Annotated in this window: 14 protein-coding genes; 9 read left to right on the top strand and 5 right to left on the bottom strand. The window is 39.6% G+C overall.

Annotated elements, in window-relative coordinates:
• The first annotated feature begins 84 nt into the window (after positions 1 to 84).
• Positions 85 to 1,500 (top strand): type I glutamate--ammonia ligase, encoded by a 1,416-nt coding sequence (gene glnA, locus H6F39_RS09975; protein WP_190396639.1) that lies wholly within the window; start codon positions 85 to 87, stop codon positions 1,498 to 1,500.
• Between the two features lie 68 nt (positions 1,501 to 1,568).
• Here glnA and H6F39_RS09970 read toward each other — a convergent pair whose 3' ends face one another.
• Together H6F39_RS09970 and H6F39_RS09965 are read right to left on the bottom strand one after the other, a co-directional pair.
• A complete protein-coding gene (locus H6F39_RS09970; protein WP_190396638.1) occupies positions 1,569 to 1,769 on the bottom strand; it encodes a hypothetical protein in 201 nt (66 codons plus the stop codon).
• Between the two features lie 239 nt (positions 1,770 to 2,008).
• A complete protein-coding gene (locus H6F39_RS09965) occupies positions 2,009 to 3,055 on the bottom strand; it encodes an alcohol dehydrogenase catalytic domain-containing protein (RefSeq protein WP_190396637.1) in 1,047 nt (348 codons plus the stop codon).
• Between the two features lie 172 nt (positions 3,056 to 3,227).
• On the opposite strand from H6F39_RS09965, the gene mreD reads away from it, so the two are divergent.
• Both mreD and ribD read left to right on the top strand, forming a co-directional pair.
• Positions 3,228 to 3,845, top strand: a complete 618-nt coding sequence (mreD, locus tag H6F39_RS09960; protein WP_137907204.1) for a rod shape-determining protein MreD — start codon at positions 3,228 to 3,230, stop codon at positions 3,843 to 3,845.
• Positions 3,846 to 3,850: 5 nt separating this feature from the next.
• Complete coding sequence (gene ribD / locus H6F39_RS09955) at positions 3,851 to 5,029, top strand: bifunctional diaminohydroxyphosphoribosylaminopyrimidine deaminase/5-amino-6-(5-phosphoribosylamino)uracil reductase RibD (protein WP_137907203.1); 1,179 nt, start codon at positions 3,851 to 3,853, stop codon at positions 5,027 to 5,029.
• Positions 5,030 to 5,046: 17 nt separating this feature from the next.
• Here ribD and H6F39_RS09950 read toward each other — a convergent pair whose 3' ends face one another.
• Entirely contained in the window at positions 5,047 to 5,265 is a 219-nt protein-coding gene (locus H6F39_RS09950; protein WP_028085144.1) for a hypothetical protein, read from the bottom strand.
• A gap of 388 nt (positions 5,266 to 5,653) precedes the next feature.
• Between H6F39_RS09950 and H6F39_RS09945 the strand changes: the two genes are divergently transcribed.
• Entirely contained in the window at positions 5,654 to 7,798 is a 2,145-nt protein-coding gene (locus H6F39_RS09945) for a DNA phosphorothioation-associated putative methyltransferase (protein ID WP_137907202.1), read from the top strand.
• Positions 7,799 to 7,806: 8 nt separating this feature from the next.
• On the opposite strand, the gene H6F39_RS09940 is transcribed toward H6F39_RS09945, so the two are convergent.
• Positions 7,807 to 8,394 (bottom strand): hypothetical protein, encoded by a 588-nt coding sequence (locus tag H6F39_RS09940; RefSeq protein WP_190396636.1) that lies wholly within the window; start codon positions 8,392 to 8,394, stop codon positions 7,807 to 7,809.
• A 98-nt stretch (positions 8,395 to 8,492) separates the two neighbouring features.
• On the opposite strand from H6F39_RS09940, the gene H6F39_RS09935 reads away from it, so the two are divergent.
• The 5 genes from H6F39_RS09935 (at position 8,493) to H6F39_RS09915 (ending at position 14,113) form a co-directional block, all read left to right on the top strand.
• A complete protein-coding gene (locus tag H6F39_RS09935; protein ID WP_190371219.1) occupies positions 8,493 to 9,062 on the top strand; it encodes a pentapeptide repeat-containing protein in 570 nt (189 codons plus the stop codon).
• A gap of 183 nt (positions 9,063 to 9,245) precedes the next feature.
• Positions 9,246 to 9,998 (top strand): winged helix-turn-helix domain-containing protein, encoded by a 753-nt coding sequence (locus H6F39_RS09930; RefSeq protein ID WP_137907199.1) that lies wholly within the window; start codon positions 9,246 to 9,248, stop codon positions 9,996 to 9,998.
• Positions 9,999 to 10,051: 53 nt separating this feature from the next.
• Positions 10,052 to 11,362: a cell wall metabolism sensor histidine kinase WalK gene (locus H6F39_RS09925; RefSeq protein ID WP_137907198.1), complete on the top strand. Its 1,311-nt coding sequence runs from the start codon at positions 10,052 to 10,054 to the stop codon at positions 11,360 to 11,362.
• Between the two features lie 32 nt (positions 11,363 to 11,394).
• Positions 11,395 to 12,072, top strand: coding sequence for a phosphate signaling complex protein PhoU (phoU, locus tag H6F39_RS09920; RefSeq protein WP_199290900.1), 678 nt, complete (start codon positions 11,395 to 11,397; stop codon positions 12,070 to 12,072).
• A 400-nt stretch (positions 12,073 to 12,472) separates the two neighbouring features.
• Positions 12,473 to 14,113, top strand: a complete 1,641-nt coding sequence (locus tag H6F39_RS09915) for an iron uptake porin (RefSeq protein ID WP_190396635.1) — start codon at positions 12,473 to 12,475, stop codon at positions 14,111 to 14,113.
• Between the two features lie 422 nt (positions 14,114 to 14,535).
• Here H6F39_RS09915 and recG read toward each other — a convergent pair whose 3' ends face one another.
• Positions 14,536 to 17,001 carry an ATP-dependent DNA helicase RecG gene (recG, locus tag H6F39_RS09910; protein WP_190396634.1) on the bottom strand — a complete coding sequence of 822 codons (2,466 nt, stop codon included), beginning with the start codon at positions 16,999 to 17,001 and terminating at the stop codon, positions 14,536 to 14,538.
• Between the last annotated feature and the right edge of the window lie 107 nt (positions 17,002 to 17,108).

The following is a 17,108-nucleotide window of genomic DNA, read 5'->3' as shown; positions in this document are numbered from 1 at the left end:
TTGGTTTAGCGTAACAGGGTGAGAACGTCTTATCATGGTTTGGGTTTATATTAGGTAATTGGCTACAGAAGGAGTAAAGTAAAAATGGCAACCCCAAAAGAAATCTTGAAGCGGATTCAAGACGAAAAAATTCAGATGATTGATCTGAAATTCATTGATACACTGGGAACTTGGCAGCATTTGACCATGTACCAAGACCAAATTGATGAAAGTTCATTCTCTGACGGTGTTCCTTTCGACGGTTCTAGTATTCGGGGTTGGAAGGGTATCGAAGAATCTGACATGACAATGGTACTCGATCCTAATACCGCTTGGATCGATCCCTTCATGAAAGAACCAACTCTAAGTATCATTTGTAGTATTAAAGAACCTCGTACAGGCCAGTGGTATAACCGTTGTCCTCGTGTTATTGCTCAAAAAGCCATAGACTACTTAGCTTCTACGGGAATTGGTGATACAGCTTTCTTTGGTCCTGAAGCTGAATTTTTCATTTTTGACGATGTCCGCTACGACCAAACCACCAACTCAGGTTACTACTACGTGGATTCTGTAGAAGGTCGTTGGAATACTGGTAGAGAAGAAAAACCTAACCTGGGTTACAAAACCCGCGTTAAGGAAGGTTACTTCCCTGTACCACCCACAGACAGCTTTCAAGATATGCGGACAGAAATGCTGTTGATCATGAAAGATTGTGGTGTACCTATTGAAAAACAACACCATGAAGTGGCTACCGGTGGTCAGTGCGAACTTGGTTTCCGTTTTGGTAAGTTAATTGAAGCTGCTGACTGGTTAATGACTTACAAATATGTCATTAAGAACGTTGCTAGAAAATATGGCAAAACTGTCACCTTCATGCCTAAACCCATTTTTGGTGATAATGGTTCTGGTATGCACTGTCACCAGTCTATCTGGAAAAATGGTCAACCTCTCTTTGCGGGTGACAAGTACGCTGGTATGAGTGAAGTGGGACTTTACTACATTGGTGGTATTCTCAAACACGCTCCAGCATTATTGGCAATCACTAACCCCACCACCAACTCTTACAAACGCCTCGTACCCGGTTATGAAGCACCTGTAAACTTAGCTTACTCCCAAGGTAATCGTTCGGCTTCCGTCCGCATTCCTCTTTCTGGAAATAACCCCAAAGCCAAGCGCTTAGAATTTCGTTGTCCAGACGCTACTTCTAACCCTTACTTGGCTTTTGCGGCTATGCTTTGTGCTGGTATTGACGGTATCAAAAACGAAATTCATCCTGGTGAACCCTTAGATAAAAATATCTATGAACTTTCCCCAGAAGAATTATCTAAGATTCCTTCTACTCCCGGTTCTTTAGAATTGGCTTTGGAAGCTTTGGAAAATGATCACGCTTTCTTAACTGAAACTGGCGTTTTCTCTGAAGATTTCATTCAGAACTGGATTGATTACAAGGTCGCTAACGAAGTTAAGCAAATGCAATTGCGTCCACATCCTTATGAATTCTTCTTGTATTACGATTGCTAATTACAACAATTACTAACGTACAAGTAGTAAATTTTTTAGCCACCCTCTGGGGTGGCTTTCTTTTTCTCTTAACTCATAGTCGCTTGGCTACGTCCATAAAGGGTCTGCGTAGTTGCATCCATCTTACCTTGAATGGGATTCCAATAGTGAGACATTCCTTCATGCAAACCAAGTTCTTGTGCAGCACGCATCAACATGGATTGTTGACGGTTTTTAGCTTGCTGATGTTGACGCACCATCAATTGACGAGCTTTTTCTTGAATAGACATGACACTACCTCCCTGTATTTATTTACTAAGAAATAATTTCCTACTTCCTGCAATCTGATGATAACACAAAAATCTGTAGTGTAAACTACAGAATCTTAAATAAATATGATTACATTTCTTCTATGCTGCTTATAATCTACAAGATTACATAAAAATCTGTAGTGTAAACTACAAAATTAAGAAATGATATAAAACTTCATAAATGCTTTCAGTTTCAAACCCCCTCTCCCCTGGTTTTCTTAGGGATAGATTAAGATTTTATAAGTTTCTGCTGTCGGGGCGATCGCTTGGTCTACGGCTTGTGGTAGATCTTGTAGGGGATAGCGATCGCTAATTAAAGCTTTAACATCAATGCGGCGATTAAAGACAATATCCGCAGATAGACTTTGTAAACGGTAGGATGAACTATAACTACCCATTAAATCGATTTCTCGACGATAGAGGATATTAGGATTAATGGGAATAGTCAACTCATCAGGAAATTCCGCAAAAAATAGGATTTTTCCACCTTTGCGAGTACAGTCCAAAGCTTGAAAAAACGCTTTATCGCTAGGAACAGCTAATAAAGTGACATCGACACCCATACCCCCAGTCAAAGCTTGAACTTTCGCAGTTAAATTAGGATCACGGGCATCAAAAGCTGCTTGTGCGCCTACTGCTAGAGCTTTTTCAATTCTAGAAGGTAAGAGGTCTGTAGCGATCGCTTTAGCCCCAAAGAACTTCACCAACATCATAAACATTAAACCAATGGGACCTGCACCAGTGACCAGTACAGTTTGTCCAGGTGCAATTTGAGCTTTTTTAACAGCTTTTAAACAGCAATTAGTAGGTTCAACAAAACTAGCTTCTTCAAAACTGATATGATCAGGAATGGGAATTAAGCCACCATTTTCCACAATGTGGGCTGGAACTTTGACATACTCAGCAAAACCGCCGCCACTGGGGTTAAAACCCGCGCTAGTGGAGATATTTTTATAAACATCGCACATGGAAAAATTATCATTTAAGCAATAGGCGCAACGCATACATGGTATATGGTGCATCACCGCTACCCGTTGTCCTACTTGCCACCCTTGCACCTGAGAACCAACAGCCGCAATAGTTCCAGCAGTTTCATGTCCAAATATGCGTGGCGGTTCATACAAAGGATAGCGAATCTTTTTAATATCTGACTGACACAAACCGACAACCCGCACCTGCACCAAAACTTCATCTGCTTCCAGTGTGGGAACTGGGACTTCTTCGTAAGATAATTGATTTACGCCTCTAAATACTTGTGCTTTCACGTTGTTTTTTTATCATTCAACGTTACTAGATTTAACATTTTGTGGTTAAAGTTAGGTTATGGAGTTTGACTTTTGTATTTCAGCTTCTTGTAATTGCTGCTCTAAGCTTTTTTCAAATCTTGGGAATGCTTCAATATCTGCTGATAAAAGATAATCACCAATCACCGAAACGATGAAAATACCCGGATTTCCTGGAGAAAGGAACAAAAAAGCAGCAACACCAGCCCGAAAATCCCGTTTTTTGATTCCGCCATTAGTCCAATGGCATCCTTGGTGGTGTCAATTTATAGATTGGATGATCACATTCGGGACAGTGCTGTTATGTTTACTAATGTTGCCAACTCGCCTCCCCGGTATGGAGTTATTAGGCATAGCTCCTAACTGGCTACTAATTTGGGTGGTATCTTGGAGTGTAAATCGCTCAGTATTATCTGGCATACTATCAGGTATTATTTTGGGGCTATTGCAAGACGCAATGACATCACCAGATCCAACTCATGCCTTGGGTTTGGGAATAATAGGGATGTTAACGGCACTAATCCAAAAGCAGCGGTTTATTCAAGAAGACTTTATTTCTATTGCTTTAATTGTATTTGGGATGGCTGTGGTCGCAGATACTATTTTTGCTGTGCAGTTGTCTTTGGCAGGAAATCGTCATGTAGCCAGCATTTGGATCTATTACCAGCGTGTTACCCTAGCATCGGCAATTCTTAGCAGTTTGTGGGCACCGGTAGTTTATTATCCTCTTAATCGCTGGTGGCAGCAGATAAAATTAATTCGTAACTCATAAGTCCAATGGATAAGCACCCGGAAATCTCGCCAACATCCCTATCTTTTCCTGAAGATCCTCTTGTAGAACAGCCTGTAGTCACAGAAATAATCGCTAATGACTTTGATTCTGCGATGATGCTACGCTGTCTGGAACTAGCTGCTATGGCCTTGGGGCAGACTTCACCAAATCCCTTAGTCGGGGCGGTAGTTGTTCAAAATGGGGAGGTTGTGGGGGAAGGGTTTCATCCCCGTGCAGGTGAACCTCATGCAGAAGTTTTTGCTCTCAGAGCAGCGGGAGAACGAGCGCGAGGCAGCACTATTTATGTCAGTCTTGAACCCTGCAACCACTATGGACGCACTCCCCCCTGTTCAGAAGCATTAATTAATGCTGGAGTGTCTAAGGTGGTGGTGGGAATGGTTGATCCTAATCCCCTAGTCGCTGGTGGCGGTATGGCGCGATTACGTGCCGCTGGTATAGAAGTTGTCGTCGGCGTGGAAGAAGCAGCTTGTCGGCGATTAAATGAAGGGTTTATTCATCGTATTCTCTATCAGCGGCCTTTAGGGATTTTGAAATATGCTATGACCTTAGATGGCAAAATTGCTACTACTTCCGGTCATAGTACTTGGGTAACAAATCAAGATGCCCGCACGGAGGTTCATCGCCTCAGAGCCGCTTGTGATGCTGTTGTTGTCGGTGGAAACACTGTGATACAAGATAACCCTTATTTAACTAGTCATAACAGTAATGCTCACAATCCCCTGCGAGTAGTGATGAGTCGAAGTCTGAATTTACCAGAACAAGCTCGCTTGTGGGATACTCGGGAAGCTCCAACTTTAGTTTTTACGGAGGTTGGTAGCTCACAGACTTTTCAAAATATGCTGCGGGAAAAAGGGGTGGAGGTATTGGAATTTAGATCACTGACTCCAGAACAAGTTATGACTCATTTATATGAGCGCGGTTTTTGTAGCGTGCTATGGGAATGTGGTGGTATTTTAGCAGCTAATGCGATCGCTCAAGGCGCAGTCCAAAAAATTATGGCATTTATCGCCCCCAAAATTATTGGTGGAAATCATGCTCCCACACCTGTAGGAGATTTAGGTTTAACCAGTATGACTCAAGCTTTACCTCTGGAACGGGTAAGTTGGCGAATTGTTGGTTCTGACTGCTTAGTAGAGGGTTATTTACCATCAGTAATTAAATAAATAGCATAGACACTTAATCATGTTTGTTGACGTTCATAAGCTAAATCACGAATCAGACTCAGCCGAGATTGAATATAATCACAGAGGAAATCAATCTCACTGGCATCTAAGAAGGCTTGATTAGTGATTTGTTTTACCAACCACTGCACTAAACTATCATCATCAAGCTGCAAAAGCGTTACTGTGTGGGTAGCTTCAATTATAGACCAAAGCTGACGCATGATTGTGGGAGTCATTAGACCTCTATTTAATCATTAGTTAGTTGTTTTCAGATTACACAATTCTCATATTAAGTGACTGCATAAATCCACAACTAGATATAAGTATTATTAAAAATTTAATAATTAGACAAATATCTTAATTTTAATCAAGAATTGTCAATTTATATGAATTAACAAAACTTTACTCATCTCAAATTTTTGTTTCTGGCCTTTTCGCTCTTTTTGCTATATTTGATGAATATAAGAACGAACCTACTAGGACACAGAGGACACAGAGGACGGAGAGAAATCAGGCTTTGATCGGTTTTTGTCTAAGTTATTACGTTTTTTATTCCCATTTTCAGCTTTTTGTACTAAAGTAATTTTAATCAGGTTATCTCTATTTTTACAAGATGACAGATTCATGTTTGAACCTGACAATATCACCCATACCCTTGAGGAAAACCTCTCCAAGTTTTATCCTCTTGAACTCGGTAACATAATTCAATATTGCCAAAATAGTCCCTTTGGCAAAATTTTACCTGATGCTTTTTACATTCATGTTTTAGCATTACATACTCTTGACCCTTGGCTGCAAGAATATGAAGGTTGCGTTCGTAGGGCTTTACCTCAAGTTCAGTCAGCAACTATAGTTAAATTTAGCACCAATAAACCGAAAATTTCCTATTTATTTTATCCTGATTTTGATACAGACCCTCATCCATCTTTACACTATAGTATTCAGGTGGATTTAGCAACTCTAGAGGTTGGTTATCGGGATTACAGCGATTCGGAAAATCCCCCCATTTTACACCGCAAAGAAACTTTTGTTACCCCAGAATATCCTTTGTATGCAGAGTTCGCCGCCTTAACTCGCACTCAAGTAGCTTTAGGTCTACTTAATCATACTAAAGGCATTGGTACTAAGTTAGGTTGGGAACAAAGGCTACAAATTTTTGGAGTGGAAATTCAGGGACATCACTTAATTCAACGGGAAAGCCGTTCTGTAGCCACAACCATAGTCCCAAAAATAGAGCGTCACAAAGCCGCAATTATCCGTCCTGATTTATCCCGTCCCGTCCGTTTAGCCCTGGAATCTGGCTTATTTAGTCCAGAAACCACCTTTTTTGACTACGGTTGTGGACATGGTGGAGATGTGACTCGTATGGCTGAACAAGGTTATATAAGTTCTGGCTGGGACCCGTACTATTCCCCAGACACACCCCGCATGGCTGCGGATATTGTTAATATTGGTTTTGTGATCAATGTCATTGAAAATACTAGCGAGCGCCGGGAAGCCCTAATTCAAGCCTGGGAACTCACTCAAAGGGTACTGTTAGTAGCCGCTCAGGTGTTGATAGCCGACATTAAACGCGGTGTCATTGCCTATGGCGACGGAGTGATCACTAATCGTAACACATTTCAGAAATATTATGAACAAGAAGAATTAAAAATTTACATTGACCAAGTGTTAGGAGTGGATGCTATTCCCGTGGACTTGGGTATTTATTTTGTCTTTCGAGATGAAGCTAACGCGGAGTTATTTCGGGTTTCTCGTTTCCGGTCTCGTGCTACTACCCCTAGAATACGTAATTGTGTGAAACAGTTTCAGGAATACCAAGAATTATTGACTCCCCTGATGAATTTTATCACAGAACGGGGAAGACTTCCGATTAAAGGTGAATTACCCCAAGAGGCGGAAATTGCTCAGGAATTTGGGAGTTTACGCCGGGCTTTTAATGTCATTATACAGGCAACTGACTCAGAAGAATGGCAAGCGATCGCTGACAAACGCCGTCAAGATCTAATGGTTTATTTAGCACTGTGTAATTTTAGCCGTCGTCCCAGATTAGGACAATTAGCACCAGCGGTAAAGGAGGACATAATTGGTTTATATAGTAGTTATAAACAAGCTTGTTTAGACGCTGATCAAATGTTACGTAGTTTAGGAAATACAGAACTAATCATTAAACGTTGTCAAGAAAGCAAAGTAGGTAAAAAACTTCCTAATTCCCTTTTGGTACATATTTCCGCATTACAAGCAATAGACCCCTTATTACGGCTTTATGAAGGCTGCGCTAGTCGTACCATTGGCAGATTAGAATCCGCAAATGTGATTAAATTCCATCTAAAAACACCGAAAATATCCTATTTATTTTACCCTGATTTTGATACCAACCCCCACCCAGTGTTATCAAAAGTGATGACAATTGATTTAAGAGACTTGCAAGTTACTTATCAAGATTATGATCTAGAAGATGACCCACCAATACTACACCAAATAGATACTTTAGTCACTCCCGATTATCCCCAATATGAGAAATTTGCTAAATTAACTCGTCAAGAAGAAAATAGAGGACTTTTGGATAATTGGCACAGTATTAGTCATCTTTCTGGTTGGAAAAAATGCTTAAAAGAAAATTGCACTGTTATTAACGGTTATAGGTTAAGTTGGTGCAAGGATGCGGATGCTTATAAGTTAAAAGCACTTAAAGCAGCTTTGAAAACTCGACAAAAAAAGAAGAATGTTACTCACGCACGCTCCGAGAGTCGCACAGAGGAGGAATAGAGGTTTCTTTAAGTTTGTTTTGTTTGTTTTGCTAGTTTTATCCAGGTTTCAATTCCTTTTTTTGTCGGTGTTCCTAAGTTATTAAATGTCCAAATATCCCGTTTATGTTGTTGTCCATAACTAATGTGAATTGGTTGATAGTTACTATAAAAATATAGGGAATCAAAAGGTAGTTTACTTTGTAATATCCATTGTACTAATTCTGTGCTGGGTAAGTCTCTAATCAAAAAATCACAAGCCGCACCTAATCTTTGACAGTAATATTGACCATTCTTGTTAATTTCATGACTAATATGTTGGTCAAGATTTGGGGCTACACGCCCATTTTTTTGACCTGTAACTGGGTCTTTTTTCTCAAGATACTTTTTTAAGTCTGAAGAACAAAAACCGTAGGTAAGATCAAATTTATCTCTACCAAAATAATCTATAATTGGGTCAATGATAAATTTGTTTAAATCCTGTAAAGCCGGAATTACTTCCGGTAGATTTTGTGGATAGGGGTTGATATTTTGGGCGTATTTATGATAAGTTTGAGTGCAGGTACAAAATTCTTCTAAAGTTAGATATTTGCCTAGTTTTAAACTGCTATTATTCATGAATACAGAAGCATTAAGGTTAGCTGTTATATTGTATCATTTAATTGATAATCAAAGATGTATACTAATTTCCCTGTTCCCTTTATCAAGGTCTATATATGAATGTTCAAGAACTTTTAGCTAGATACGCGACAGGAGAAAGAAGTTTTAATGGCATTGTATTAAAAGGAGCAAACCTAGAAGGAGTCAACTTGGGTGGTGTGGACTTTGGTAGAGCAGATTTAAGAGGAGCAAATCTGACAGATGCTTTTTTAAGTGGAGCTAATTTGAGTAAAGCCAATTTACAAGGAGCAAAGTTAAAAGGAGCGCACTTATCTGAAATTATTCTCTGTGGTTCTGATTTAACTCAAGCTACATTGGAAATGGCACATTTAAACGAATCCGACCTCAGCGGGGCATTGTTAAGTGGTGCTAATTTATGTGATGCTAATTTACACATGGCCTCAATTTCTGCTGCAAATCTCCGGGGTGCAAACTTGAGTGGTGCGAAAATGGGGGGTGTGAGAATGTGGAAAGCAGACTTACAAGGAGCAGACTTGAGCGGTGCTGATTTAAGCGAGGCTAATTTGTGCGAAGTTAATTTAACAGGTGCAAATTTAAATGCTACAGATATGAGCGAAACATTCTTAACAGGTGCGATTATGCCTGATGGTAGCATACATAGTTAATTCAGATACTTCAATCCCGGACATTAACTAAAGCCCTGACTACAAAAGGATGATAATTTGGACTGACAAAGGAAAATTACTGCTACAAAAATTTACAAATAAACCAAATAGAAAAAATTAAAATCAATATCTTCTGGGCATGATTTCCCATATACTAGGCTTTGTTATACACTTAAAAAATTAATGTATACCAGCGAATTAGCTAAATATTCTGCGAAAGCGGACATTGGAAAAACCAGCCGTATCTTCATAGTCGAAGATGAAGAATTGATTCGAGAAATGATAGTTGTGTCCTTAGAGGCGGAAGGATATGATATCATCACAGCTAGTGATGGCCGGGCAGCGGTAGAATATCTCAAAAGTTATGAACATAATTCCGAGGAATTATCTTTAGACTTAGTGATATTAGATTTAATGTTGCCCCAGATCAATGGTCTCGATATTTGCCGTTTTTTACGTCATCAAGGTAACTCAGTGCCGATTTTAATGCTCAGTGCTAAAGGTAGTGAAACCGACCGAGTGCTAGGGTTAGAAGTCGGTGCTGACGACTATCTCACCAAACCATTTAGTATGCGGGAATTAGTAGCGCGGTGTCGGGCGTTACTTCGTCGCCAACGTTTAAGCATACTACCACAAATCCCTATCCTCAAGCACAAAGATATAACTTTAAATGCTCGAGAGTGTCGGGTTATGGTGCGTGGAGAGGAGGTAAATTTGTCTCCTAAAGAGTTTCGGCTGTTAGAACTCTTTATGAATTATACCCGTCGGGTATGGTCACGGGAGCAATTACTAGATCAGGTGTGGGGACCTGATTTTGTTGGGGATAGTAAAACCGTTGATGTTCATATCCGCTGGTTACGAGAAAAATTAGAAATAGATCCCAGTCATCCAGAATGTATTGTTACTGTGAGAGGTTTTGGTTACAGATTTGGGTAATTGGTCAAGATAGTTGTTAGCTTTGAGTGATAATACACCAACTAACAACTTCCATGTTCTTACTGGGATTTTTACTGGGTTTAGCTGTCGGCCTTGGTTTTTGGGTTTGGCAACTAGTTCATCTGAACTGGTATCTAGAGCGATTACTGCAACCGTTCAATTCTCCTTCCCAGAAAATGACGAATATCAAACTGCTGCTGAGACCTCGCTTACGTCAGGAAATTGCCATAGTCAATAGACAGCGACAATATCTACAGCAGTCCCTATCTACCTATCAGGAATTGCTGGATTTTGCACCCCTGGGATATTTACAGGTAGACGAAGAGAACCAACTCCTGTGGTGTAACCAGCAAGCACGGGAAATATTATATCTCCAAAGATGGCAACCAGGACAAGTCCGGTTATTATTAGAACTGGTCAGATCCTACGAATTAGATCAGTTAATTGAACAAACTCGTGATTGGCAAAAACCGCAGGTACAAGAATGGGTTTTTCATCCCCCTTGTGAAGATGCTAAGGTGATGACACAATTAAAGTCTATGTTCCTACGGGCTTCTACTTTACCTTTACCAACCGGACAAGTAGGCGTATTTTTGGAAAATTGCCAGCCGGTGTTAGATATCAAGCAAGAACGCGATCGCTCTTTTTCCGATTTAGCTCACGAACTGAGAACACCCCTGACTGCAATTCGTCTAGTAGTGGAAACCCTTTTAACTCGGTTAGAACCACCCTTAGATCGTTGGGTTAATAGGCTGATGCAAGAAGTTGACCGACTAATTAATTTAGTACAAAGTTGGTTAGAACTGACACAAATAGAAAATAACCCCTCCATGCAGTTAAATTTAGAAATGGTGGAAATGCGATCGCTTATCGCCTCAGCATGGCAAACCCTAGAACCAATTGCCCAACTTCAATCTCTAAGTATAGCCTATTCTGGTTTAGAAAGTATTGAAATTCAAGGAGATAAATCCCGACTTTATCAAGTATTTGTCAACTTACTAGATAATAGCATTAAATATAGTCCCCCTGCGACAACTATTCGCATTGAGACTAAAATAATTTCTACTGATAATGGTGATATAATGGAAATCAATATTATTGATTCCGGTATTGGTTTTGCTATTAGTGACTTACCTCATGTATTTGAACGGTTTTATCGAGGGGATAAAGCTCGTTATCGTTCACCAGTCAATAAAGTAAATTCTCCCACGGGAATTGCTGGTAGTGGTTTAGGTTTGGCCATTGTCCAGCAAATAGTTATTGCCCATGGTGGTTCAATTCAGGCCATGAACCATCCAGACACTGGTGGTGCTTGGATACAAGTTCAATTTCCGCAAATGATCACAAATTCACCTCAGTCTTGACTATAGTTAAGACAATATATACTTTTTTTAATATGATCAGCGTGGAAACTGTACTTTATACAGCAAATCATGAAACACCCCAAATAAAACGTTCCATTAGGCGTTTAGAGCGGGATTTATTACGTATGGGTGCTTTAGTAGAACAATCATTTCGGCTCTGTCACCAAGCCCTATTTAACCGCGACTTAATGGCAGCGGAACAAATACCCCGACTAGATAAAAAAATTGACCGCTTTTATCGGCAAATAGAATCAGACTGCACCACCATTATCACCCATCAATCACCCACGGAACAGGATTTACGGTGTTTAAGTGCTTTTATGCAATTAGTCCGTGATTTAGAACGCATTGGGGATTATGCCAAAGATCTAGCAGATATTGCCATTAAAATCTTTCCCTATCCCCCCCATAGTTCTTTACCAAAGATTGCTATTATGTCTCAACACGCCCAAGCAATGTTAGCAACGTGCTTAGTCGCTTTAGCCGATTTGGACGAAACTGGTGGACAACGGATGAATCAGTTAGATGATGCTGTAGACAATGCTTATGAGCATCTTTATCAAACTTTTGCCCACATTCAGGATTTTCCGGGAGTAATTGAACCAATTTTACTCTTAACCTTAGCAATTCGGTGTTTAGAACGCATGGCAGATCACGCTACCAACATTGCCCAACGAGTTACATATATTGTAACTGGTCAACGTTGTTAAATTGGATTTCGGGCAGAAATTAATTTACGTAGGGTGTGTTAGCGATTAGTAACGCACCAAAATCTTATACATCACGTCCGGTGTGTTAGCGATTAGTAACGTACCCAACGCTTGACGCACCCAACGCTTGATAATTATCGGTTACGGATTTGATTTTCACCCCCCCCATGTTATAGACTATTTTTGACAATAAAGTCTGGTTCATAACCCTGTGTTTACCCAATCATAATCATAAGATGAAAAAATACAAAAATTATAACTTCGTATAAAAATTTTGATGTTCAGTTGTGTTAAGTGTTATTTATGATGTAGAATCAAATCATAAAACTTATGTGTAACTTCCTGAAGAGGGACTTTACCATAAACTTAGTTCGTTTAGGTGTGAGAGAAATTAAAATTTATGAAAAAAGCTTTCTGGAATATCCTCAAAGTTAGCCCTGCTGTGGCCTTAACCTTACTGGCCGGTAACAGTGCCTTTGCTGGTGAAGTTAATGGTAAAGTGACAAGTGTTGCTGAGTTGTCCCAAGAGTCCAACAACCTGAGTCAAGTAACATCTGTTTCTAAATTTTCCGACGTACAGCCCACAGATTGGGCGTTTCAAGCTTTACAATCCTTAGTTGAACGTTATGGTTGTGCGGCTGGTTATCCCAACGGTACTTTCCGTGGTAATCGCTCTTTAACTCGTTATGAATTTGCCGCTGGTTTAAATTCCTGCTTAGACCGCGTTAATGAACTTATTGCTACTGCTACTGCTGAAATGGTAAGTAAGCAGGATTTAGCCACTTTACAGCGGTTACAAGAAGAATTTTCTACTGAATTGGCAACTCTGCGCGGTCAAGTAGATGCTTTAGAAGCTCGTACCGGCGAACTAGAAGCTAATCAATTTTCTACCACCACCAAACTATCTGGGGAAGCTATTTTCAGCGTCTCCCAAGCCTTTGGGGATAAGGTAGCGGTTCAATCTGGTAACACACCGAATCAAAAGTTAGGCAACAGCTCAACCTTATCTGACCGGGTGCGGTTGAGTTTGAACAGCAGTTTCACTGGTACAGACCAATTGCAAACTCGTTTGCAAGGTCGGAATATTATCAATAATAAAGATATCACTGGTACTAACATGACCCGTTTGGGTTATGACGGTAGTGCAGAGGACAAGAACGCCGTAACTATTGACAAACTCAACTACGCTTTCAATTTAAAAGACAACATTCGTGTCAAAATTGATGCTACTGGTGCTGAGTTAAACGAGAACGTCAATGTTTTCAACCCTGACTTTAGAAGCAGTGGTTCAGGTGCCTTATCTCGCTACGGACGTTTCAGCCCCATTTATCGTCAAGCAGGTGACGGAGCAGGTATTACTGTTAACATCAATCCTAATGGTAAATTGGGCTTGAGTGCAGCTTATATGGCTCAAGCACTGAAAGATGGAAGTAACGACAGGACTCTGGCTAATAATCCTGCTCCTGGTAATGGGCTATTCAACGGTGATAATACTATTTTCGGTCAGTTAGCTTTGAAGCCTAACCCAGCTATCAACATTGGTTTGACCTACGCTCACACTTATCAGCGCGGAATTGGTCTAAAAACCAATCTCTTAGGTTCTACTGGCAGCGGTAAGGCAAATAATCCCTTTGGAACAAATGTTGCGGCAGAGGCAAGTAACTACGGTATACAAGCTACGCTCCAACCCACAAAGAATATCACCCTAGGTGGCTGGGGTGGTTATACCGCTGCCAGCACTTTATCCGGTACTACCAGGAGTGGAGAAATCTGGTACTGGGCTGGTACTTTGGGTATCAAAGACTTCATTAGAGAAGGTAATACTTTGGGTTTAATCGTCGGTCAATCACCTAAATTGACCGGTGGTAAAGATGTTACCAGAGATGCTAACACTTCTTATCATATAGAAGGTCTTTACAAAGTGAAGCTTTCTGATAATATCCTTGTTACTCCAGGTGTAATAGTCATCTTGAATCCTGAGCATAACGACAGGAACAGCGCCGAATACGTTGGTACTTTACGGACCACTTTCACTTTCTAAAATTAGCCGTGGTTAACCCCTCCCTCACCCCCTCCTTGGCAGCGGGTTTTCAAAGTCGGGGGTAAAGAAGAAAAGAAAAGTGATCTTTTCTTGATCTGATCAAGAAAAGATCACTAATTTTTCAATTTTTTTTTAATTTTTTCAATTTTTAAATTATGCTAAATAGGGCTTGCTGAATAAGCTGAAAAGCTAGACAAAGGAAGAGATACAGGAGGATAAAAAGTGAATAAAGTGGGAGAAAAAAGGATAAAATAAGTAAAAATCCCTGCACCAAAGTCAATTAAAATGTATAGAAAAGAAAAACAACAAGAAACGACACCAGAGAACTTTACTTTTTTCTGTGAAGTGTCAAAAATCATCGTGCCTTTAGGTCGGTGAGTATGTCAATACACAAATTAAAATAATGATTTGAACTTACTAAATCAAGTCAAAATCGCGCCACCCATTAACCGCCCATACCTATACTTTAACTCATCCTGCATTAATGGCCAACGGGCTAAACTTGCATCAATATCAATCACTTTTTCCGCTGCTTGTCGTGCTAACAGCAAAACATCCTCATCTTCCACCAAACTAGCTAAGGTAAAATCTGCTACACCTGATTGGCGAGTTCCCATCACTTCCCCCGGACCGCGAAACCGCATATCCATTTCAGAGATAAAAAACCCATCTTGAGACTGTTCCAATACTTTTAAACGTTGTTGGGCATCTGCACTTCTGGAACTACTCATTAATAAGCAGTAAGATTGCGCTGCACCCCTTCCTACACGCCCCCGTAATTGGTGTAATTGTGATAAACCGAATCTTTCCGCGTGTTCAATCAACATTACCGTAGCATTAGGCACATCTACCCCCACCTCAATTACAGTGGTAGAAACGATAATTTGAGTTTCATTATCGCGGAATTTGTGAATAGCTTCCTCTTTTTCCGCTGAAGTCATGCGTCCATGTAATAACCCAACTTGAAAATCAGGAAAAACGCTTTCTTGTAATTTTTGATGTTCCTCTACAGCGGAACGCAAATCTAATTTTTCCGACTCTTCTACCAAAGGCAAAACTACATAAACCTGTCTACCTTGGGCAACTTCTCGACGGATTAAATCATAAGCTTGGGTTCTTTGATGACCAGTCAATAAAGTGGTTTTAATTTGTTGTCTTCCTGGTGGTAATTCATCAATTTGACTAACATCTAAATCTCCATGTACTGTTAATGCCAAAGTGCGAGGAATAGGAGTAGCGGTCATTGTTAAAACATGAGGTTGTTCGCCTTTTTGTTGTAATTTTGCCCTTTGTTGTACCCCAAAACGATGCTGTTCATCTATTACCACTAAACCCAATCTTTGAAAATTAACTTTATCTTGAATTAAGGCATGAGTCCCAACTAATAAAGGTAATTCACCGGTTTCTAATTGAGAATGAATTTCTCGTCTTTTAGCTATTTTTGTCGAACCTGTTAATAATTCAACAGGCAAATGTAGCAGGTTAAACCAACTAACTAACTTACGATAATGCTGTTCTGCTAATACTTCCGTGGGAGCCATTAACGCCGCTTGATAACCTGATTGAATTGCAGCTAAAATAGCCATAACAGCAACAACAGTTTTACCTGAACCAACATCACCTTGAACTAAACGATTCATGGGTGTAGGTTTTTGTAAATCGGTGAGAATTTCATTAATAACTCGTTGCTGTGCGCCGGTAAATTTAAAGGGGAGAATTTTCTGAAATTTTTCTAATAATTTTCCCTTGGGTGTAAGAACAGCACCAGTTTGAATTGCTTTAGCTTGTTTTTGACGTTGTAACAAACCAACTTGTAAATAGAAAAATTCATCAAATACTAAGCGACGACGAGCAGTTTTTAAAGAGTCACTATCTTTAGGAAAATGAATATTAGGAATAGCTTCTTTTAATTCCATTAAATCATATTTTTCTCGTAAACCTTTAGGCAAAGGATCTTTTAAATTAACTACTGCTGTTAAAGCCGCCATTACAGCCTGTCTGACAGTATTAGCTACTACCCCTTCAGTTAAGCTATAAATAGGCACAACTCGCCCAATAGTTAAAGAATCAATAGGATCTCCAGGATTTGCTAAAACTTCCAATTCTGGGTTATCCAAAGTTAATCCATATTTACTGCCTTTGACTAATCCACAAGCTGCCAACATACTACCTACGGGATAGTTGCGTTTTAAGGTTTCCTGCCAACCACGACTAGTAAAACGCGCACCTGCAAAAAATCTGCTAACTTTAATTTGTCCTGTATTATCTTTGAGAATTAATTCTAAAATTGATAATTTTTTATTTTTAGGACTGGTAAAGAAATTAAACCGTTTTACCGTCGCTATGATAGTTACTGTTTCCCCTCCCGTTAATTCACTAATATTTACCTGACGGCCATAATCAATATGATCACGAGGATAATAAAATAATAAATCACGGACGGTATGTAAATCTAATCGGGCTAAACTTTCAGCTTTTTTAATACCGATTTCTGGTAAAATGCTGAGTTTTTGATCAATTTTGGGAACTGGTTTTTTACTGACTTCGGCAACAATTGGAGTGGTGGGATTTTGATTTTTAAGTTCGTAAATTTTGGGGGGAGTTTTTGTTTCTAATTCTTCTTCTAGTTGATTCAGATATTTTCTAACTTCTGCTACTAAATCCTTTTTTTCTGCTAATGCCAAATTTGGATAATTGGCAAATTGTATTGCTATTTCTTGCCAACGAGAACGTTCTTTTTGGGGTAAACCTGGAGGAAATTTACCAAAGGTCAAACTCAAAAATTCACTAAAGCGGTGTTGCTTACCTAGTAAATCTATAAAGCCATTTTCCGCTTCAAATGCTAAGGCTTTATGCAATCTTATCCAATCAGGTGTTTTATTAGTCATTGGTCATTAGTTGTTGGTCATTGGTTATTAGTTATTAGTTATTACTTGTTGGTTATTAGTTATTAGTTAAGAGATTATCGAGGCTTGAAAAATAGACTTTCTTCATA

Origin of the sequence: Dolichospermum sp. FACHB-1250 (genome assembly GCF_014696335.1) — a bacterium.
In the GTDB taxonomy this organism is placed as follows: domain Bacteria; phylum Cyanobacteriota; class Cyanobacteriia; order Cyanobacteriales; family Nostocaceae; genus Dolichospermum; species Dolichospermum planctonicum.
This window is presented reverse-complemented; position numbering and strand designations above follow the sequence as displayed.